Origin of the sequence: Yinghuangia sp. YIM S09857, assembly GCF_051388915.1 — a bacterium.
Lineage (GTDB): Bacteria > Actinomycetota > Actinomycetes > Streptomycetales > Streptomycetaceae > Yinghuangia.
Window position 1 is genome coordinate 69,825 of sequence record NZ_JBPKBH010000007.1, and the last position, 6,336, is coordinate 76,160.

Consider the following 6,336-nt stretch of genomic DNA (forward strand, 5'->3'; position numbering starts at 1 on the left):
CATTCCGGGGGCGGGCCGCACCCGCAGGACCAAGGGACCTCCGGACGAGCGCGCTCGGACAGCCGCGCGCCCACGCCGAGGCACACCCCTACGGCTTCACCTGTCCTGCCCCCGGCAGCCCCACGAACGCCGGGCACTTGTCCGCGCCCTTCGGGATGTCCTCGATCGCCAGCGGCCGGTACACCTGCTCGACCAGCGGCCCCACCCGTGCCGCGACCGGCGCCAGCGCGTCGAGGTCGAAGCCGTACAGCTTCGCCGCGTTGCCGCCGACCATCGCCGCGACCTCGTGCGGGTCGATCGAGTTGTACGTCAGCTGCAACGCCTCGCGGCTGAACGGGTGGCTCGCCTCCTTGTGCGGGTAGTCGCTCCCCCACATGATGCGGTCCACACCCACCTCGTACCGCAGCGCCGCCTCCGCGGGACGCTGGAAGCTCGCGCCCACGTGGCACTGCCGCGCCCAGTACTCACTCGGCTTGAGCGACATCGACTCGACCAGAGCGTGCCCCCACTCGTGCTCCTGAGAGCCCACCGCCTTGCCCATGCGCGCCCAGTAGTAGTCGAGGCGGCGGCACTCCTCCGGAATCCACGCCGTGCCCTGCTCGGTGAACACGAACTGGAGGTCCGGGTGGCGGTCCATCGTCCCCGACACGATCAGGTGCGTGAACGCCCGGTGCGCCCACCACGACACCTCGGTCAGGAACACCACCTTGTCGATGAGCGAGTCGCCCATCGGCGGCGCCGCCGAGCCTGTGTGGTGGTTGACGGGTACGCCCAACTCCTCGCACGTACGCCACAGCGGCGCATAGTGGTCGTACTCCCACAGCGGCACCAGCCCCGACCCCGGCGGTGTGCCCGGCAGCAGCACACCGCCGGTCAGCCCCGCCTCCGCGGCCCACTTGACCTCCTCGACCGCCGCGTCCAGGTCGTGCAGCATGATCTGGACGATGCCGGCCCGCCGCCCCGGGGTGGCCGCGCAGAAGTCCACCATCCAGCGGTTGTGCGCCTTCAAGCCCTCCCAACGCAGTTGCAGGTCACCGGCGTTCGCGGCGGGGGGCTGGTCGGTGAGCGACGCCTTCGGGAAGAACGGCGGGACGGTGTTGGGGTAGATGACCTCCGCCACCACCCCGTCGTCCTCCAGGTCGCGCAGCCGCCGGTCGGAGTCCCAGTTGCGCTTCCCGTTGTCCCCCAGGAGGTCCGGGTACGGCACCTTGTACCCCTGCACCCACCGGTCGAACTCGCCGTGCAGCCGGGCGGGCAGGTACTCGCGGTACTCGTGGATCTCACCGCCGCCGTGGCAGTCGGCCGAGATCACGGTGTAGCGCTCGGGCCCCTCCCAATCAGGCATGCCGGACGGTGTCATGCCGTCGTCACTCATGAACCTCAGACCTCCAGGGCTTGCACGTTCGGGTCGACCACGGCGGCGACGTCGTGACCGGTGATCCAGTGGCGGCCGATCTCCTTCGCCGCCGCCCACTTGGACTCCAGGTCGCGCACCTCGCCATCGGGTCCGGTCTGCCCAAGTGTCGCGGGCGTGACGCCGATGCGGGCGGCGTGCGGCTTGAGGACTTCCAGGTCGAACCCGTAGACGCCGGCCACCGCTTCGCCGAGCATGACGCGCGTCTCGTCGACCGGGACGTCGCCGAACGTCTTGCGCAGGATGTTGAGCGTGTCCGGCCAAGTCCCCTCGGGATGCGGGAAGTCGTTGCCCCAGCAGATGTTCCCGATGCCGATCTCGTAGCGCATGCCGATCTCACGGCGCTTGGTGTTGGACGCTCCGATGAAGCAGTTGCGGTCGAAGTACTCGCTCGGCAGCAGCTTGATCTCCTCGAACCCGGCGAGCTTCTGCGCTCCGCGCGAGCCGAGCAGCAGCCGGTCCATGAACCACAGCATGTTGCCGACCCACCAGCAACCGGCCTCCGTGACACCGAACTTCAGGCGCGGGAAGCGCTCGAAGACGCCGGACCACAGCAGGAACCACAACGGCCGCGCGGGCCACCACGTGACTTCCTGCACGTAGATGCCGAGGTGATTGCCGTACGACTCGCGGTCCGCGGGGCCCGAGTGCGTGACGACCGGCAGCTCCAACTCCTCGCACAGCGCCCATACCGGGTCGTACTTCCGGTCGTGGTACGGGGATTGGTTCATCCACATCGCCGGGATCATCACCGCCCCCAGGCCGTCGTCCTTGATGCGACGGATCTCCGCGAGGACGTCCGGGAGTTCGGCGGTGATGGGGATCAGCGCGACGCCGCGGCGGCGCTCCGGCGAGGTCTTGCACAGCTCGGCCAGCCAGCGGTTGTGCGCCTGCGCGCCGGCCAGGCCGAGTTCGGGATCCATGTCGCCGGACAACCCGAGCCCGGCGCCGAACGGGACGCAGGTGCGGGACTCGACGGCGTCCGCGTCCGGGAAGATGATCTCGCCCGTGACGCCGTCCTTGTCGAGTTCGAGGTCGCGCCGGTCGACCTCCCAACCGCTGCGCAGCACCTCCTCGTTGGTCTCGAACCAGTTCGCGGCGAAGTCCTCGTTGCGCACGCCGAGGTCGGTGATCGCCTTGAGCTGCGCCTCGCGTTCGGCGAGGAACCCGTCGAACGCGGCATGGTGCCGGGTCGCGAGGTAGTCGCGGTACAGCTCGGTCGGCAGCCCGGCGTGGGTGTCGGACGAGATGATCGTGTACGGGGCTTCCGTGGGATTCTGCTGGCTCATGGCGGCGGCTCTCACTTGTCCAGGATGAACGTTTCGAGGTACGTCGGGTTCGAGCGCGCGAGCATGCTCTGCGAGCGGGCGGTGATCTGGCTGTCGCTGTGCTCGCTCGGCGGCATGATCCAGAAGCGGTTGTCGCGGATGCCGTCGACGACGTTGGCGGCGACCGATTCGACCGGGGTGAACTCGATCTCCTGTCCCGCGTCGCGCATGGCCTTCTCCCACGCGTCGAGGGTGTTGTAGGGCGTCTTGCGGGGACGGGACTTCGCGTACCGCTCGGGGCGGTTGCGGTACGACTCCCACAGCCCGGTGCGCAGCATCTTCGGCCCGGGGAACAACACCGAGGCGCCCAACTTGGCCTGTACCTGGTGGAGTTGCGCGTACAAGGCCTCGGTCATGGTGACCACGGCGGCCTTGGTCGAGGCGTACACCGACGCGTTGGGCAGCGGCGCGATGCCGCCGTCACCGGACGAGGTGTTGACGATGTGGCCCTCGGTGCCCTGTTCGAGCATGCGCGGCACGAACGCCTGGATGCCGTTGAAGACGCCGAAGACGTTGACGGCGAAGCACCAGTCCCAGTCCTTCGGGTCGTGCTCCCACATCTTGCCTTCGGAGCCGGAGCCGATCCCGGCGTTGTTGCACAGCACGTGCACCTCGCCGAACCGGTCGAACGCGGCGTCGGCGAGGGCGAGTACGGAGTCGCGCTCGGACACGTCGGTGACGTGGCCGAGAACGTCGCCGCCGTCCTCCTGGAGCCGGGCCACGGCCTTGTCCAGCGCGCCCTGTTCGATGTCGGACAGGACGACCTTCATGCCCTCGGCGACGAAGCGCTCGGCCATCGCATAGCCGATGCCGCTGGCGGCGCCGGTGACGACGGCGACCTTGCCGGTGAAGTCGTTCAGCATGTACGTGTGTTCCCTCGGGTTCGCGGCGGCTGGTACGGGGCGGCGGGCACGGCTCAGACGGGGTCGCCGGGCGCGGGCGGCGCGTCCGAGATCTGCGCGACGTCGTCGTACCGCTGGTGGATGTACGGCAGCACCAGGTCGGCCTTCACGTGCTCGGCGACGAACCCCTGCTGGTCGCTGGTGCGTTCGCCGAGCGTGATGGACACCAGCTTGCGCACCGGGAGGTCGGCCACCGGGTCGAAGTCCGAGTCGCGCAGGATGACTTCGCCCTCGACGCGGGACGACGAACGGTGCTTCTCGTTGCGCGTGACGTGCACGAGCATCGGGTCGGCGTCAAAGCCGTCGCCGTCGATCGCGGGCAGGAACTTGTAGTAGAAGCTGGTGGTGGTACGCGGGTCGGGCAGCGGAAGCTCCTCTGCGACGCGACCGCGGATCTCGACGTACGTCACGCCGAGCCGCGTCACCTTCGCGACCACCTCGTCGCCGTCCCGGTCCACGGTGACCTCGGCCAGCTTCTTGGGCTCGCCGAACACTTCGCGCCCGCCGATGACCGAGCGCTCGGTCGTCATCGGCATGGTGAGGGTGTAATCGCCCTCGACGTCGCCGTGCTTGCAGCGCACCGCGATGGCGCCGGCGCCGAGCGGGTAGCCGTTGATGTCGACCGCGGAGATGTTGGCGCGTACGAGCGGCCGGTCGGCGGGTACCAGCGGCGGCGGCAGGACGGCCGCGACGACCTCCGGATCGGTCTCCCACAGCGCGACGACGCCGGTGGACCAGATCTCGGGCAGAACGCTGCGGTCCTTCGCGGACTTGCTCAGGGTCTCCAGGGAGCGCGCGCCATAGCGGACTCGTGCCACGGAAAACACACCTCTTCTCCACGTCTCCTGGCCGGGACACGCCGTCGTGCGCCGGCTTCGTGCGGCAGGGCGGGTGGTGCGGGTGGTGCGGCGGTGCAGCAGTGCGGGTGGTACGGCGGTGCGGTGGTACGGCAGTGCGGGGCGCTGCGGTAGCGCGGATGGTGCGGCAGTGCGGTGGTGCGGTGGTGCGGTGCAGCCTCACGGCGTTCCGGACAGAGGCCAGGCCACCCGATCCACCCCGGGCGGCACTCTGCCGATGTCCAGGACAGTGACCTCCGTCTCTGTAACACTGTTACATGCACATGCCGACGAGGTAAAGAGGCAGCACGAGGTTGCCCCGACGGGGGCATCGCCGGGCCCTGCCGGTCCCGCGGACCGGCGACGGACGCGAGAATAGGAAGCGATGGACGGAACGAGAGCCACCCCGAAGCCGACGCCCGCGGCCGGCGCGCCCCGCGTCACGCGCGACGCCGTGCTGTCCACGGCCATGCGCCTGGTCATGGAATCGGGCACCGAGGGCCTGAGCATGCGCAAGCTGGCGGCCGAGCTCGGCGTCGCCGTGACGTCCATCTACTGGCACGTCGGCAACCGCGAGGCACTGCTCGACGAACTGGTCGAACGCGTCCTCCGCGACATGGGCACGATCAGGGTCACCGGCAGCACTCCCGTCGCCCGGATCGTCTCGATCGCCCAGGCCAGCCGCCGCGCGATCCTCGACCGCCCGCACCTCATCAGCCTCGTGCGCGAACGCGGCCTCGACTCGCTGATGATGCTCCCGACCCGCCGCGCCCTCGTCCGCGAGTTCGCCGCCGCCGGCCTGCACGGCACCCGCGCCGCCCTCGCCGTGCAGTCCGTCCAGTACCAGGTCGCCGGGTTCGTCATGCTCGAACGCGTCCTGACCGGCCTCCCCGTCGAACCACCCCTCGTTCAGGCATGGCTCGACGAAGTAGCCGAGGGCGACCCCGAGTTGGCCCGGTCCATGTACGACCCCGCCGACACCGACACCCTGTTCGACGTCGCCGTACGCTCCATCGTCGAGTCGTTGCTCGGGGAAGCCTGACCGCAGCCGCGCCGACGCCTCCGGAAACCCCTACCGCACCGCCTCGCTCAACGGACCACGCAGGCCCGCTGCCGCGCCGGAAGCTGTGCCGGCGCCGCGCCGAGATCCACCCGCTCACAGACCGCGCCCGTGTCGTCCGCCACCTGTTCCGCCGGCGTCAGGCTCGGAAGCAGGCCGCGCCGCCGAATGGGTCAGGCCGCGTCTTCGCGGTGCTGGGTGAACGTCGGGCTCAAGCTCAATGCCGAACAACGGGTCCACGAGAACAAGGCCATATGTCGTACTCGACATATCCAAACGTCGGGCGTCATCGACTGGACGGCAACGACTCCGTCTGGCGGATCACGCGATGGCTTCGCGGGTGACGCGGAGGACCCACGGGATTCGCACCTGCCGCTGGATCTGCGGCTGGGACTCACGCCGATGGGTCAGTTGGAGTTGCTGTGGGGGTTGGCGGGACTGAGGGTTGTGGCGTATGGGGCTTTTGGGGCCTCCGATATCGGCTAGGAGCTTGTTGTGGCGCGTTGCGAGGTCTGCGGGAACGACTATTACGCCTCGTTCGAGGTGCACGCGGGGGACGCCGTGCATGTGTTCGACAGCTTCGAGTGCGCGATCACCCGGATGGCGCCGATCTGTGAGCACTGCCGGTGCCGGATCATCGGGCACGGGGTGGAGTCGGACGGGCGGTATTTCTGCTGTGCGCACTGCGCCAAGGCGGAGGGGGCGCAGGGAATCAGGGACAACGTGTCGGTGGGCGCCGGCATGTGACGTCCGCGCTTGTGAACCCGCCGGGGCGGGGGGGGGGGGGGGGGGGGGG

General features: G+C 69.4%; 6 protein-coding genes. 2 read left to right on the top strand and 4 right to left on the bottom strand.

The annotated features are described in order from the left end of the window. Nucleotides 1-88: 88 nt before the first annotated feature. From ACRX5S_RS16615 to ACRX5S_RS16630, 4 genes are read right to left on the bottom strand one after another with little or no spacing between them, the layout of a single operon-like run. Nucleotides 89-1,375: an amidohydrolase family protein gene (locus ACRX5S_RS16615; RefSeq protein ID WP_436773712.1), complete on the bottom strand. Its 1,287-nt coding sequence runs from the start codon at nt 1,373-1,375 to the stop codon at nt 89-91. A 5-nt stretch (nt 1,376-1,380) separates the two neighbouring features. Next, nucleotides 1,381-2,703: an amidohydrolase family protein gene (locus ACRX5S_RS16620; protein ID WP_436773713.1), complete on the bottom strand. Its 1,323-nt coding sequence runs from the start codon at nt 2,701-2,703 to the stop codon at nt 1,381-1,383. 11 nt (nt 2,704-2,714) lie between these two features. Further along, on the bottom strand, nt 2,715-3,605 hold the full coding sequence (locus tag ACRX5S_RS16625) for an SDR family NAD(P)-dependent oxidoreductase (RefSeq protein WP_436773714.1): 891 nt from the start codon (nt 3,603-3,605) through the stop codon (nt 2,715-2,717). A gap of 53 nt (nt 3,606-3,658) precedes the next feature. Continuing rightward, a complete protein-coding gene (locus tag ACRX5S_RS16630) occupies nt 3,659-4,462 on the bottom strand; it encodes an acetoacetate decarboxylase family protein (RefSeq protein WP_436773715.1) in 804 nt (267 codons plus the stop codon). Between the two features lie 403 nt (nt 4,463-4,865). On the opposite strand from ACRX5S_RS16630, the gene ACRX5S_RS16635 reads away from it, so the two are divergent. Then, the gene (locus ACRX5S_RS16635; protein WP_436773716.1) at nt 4,866-5,522 is read left to right on the top strand and encodes a TetR/AcrR family transcriptional regulator; all 657 of its coding nucleotides are present in this window, start codon (nt 4,866-4,868) and stop codon (nt 5,520-5,522) included. Between the two features lie 513 nt (nt 5,523-6,035). Then, entirely contained in the window at nt 6,036-6,287 is a 252-nt protein-coding gene (locus ACRX5S_RS16640) for a hypothetical protein (protein WP_436773717.1), read from the top strand. Nucleotides 6,288-6,336 lie beyond the last annotated feature (49 nt).

Excerpts from the sequence above, each read along its gene's own strand:
- ACRX5S_RS16615 (WP_436773712.1), bottom strand. The coding sequence starts at position 1,375 with ATGAGTGACGACGGCATGACACCGTCCGGCATGCCTGATTGGGAGGGG.
- ACRX5S_RS16620 (WP_436773713.1), bottom strand. The coding sequence starts at position 2,703 with ATGAGCCAGCAGAATCCCACGGAAGCCCCGTACACGATCATCTCGTCC.
- ACRX5S_RS16625 (WP_436773714.1), bottom strand. The coding sequence starts at position 3,605 with ATGCTGAACGACTTCACCGGCAAGGTCGCCGTCGTCACCGGCGCCGCC.
- ACRX5S_RS16635 (WP_436773716.1), top strand. The coding sequence starts at position 4,866 with ATGGACGGAACGAGAGCCACCCCGAAGCCGACGCCCGCGGCCGGCGCG.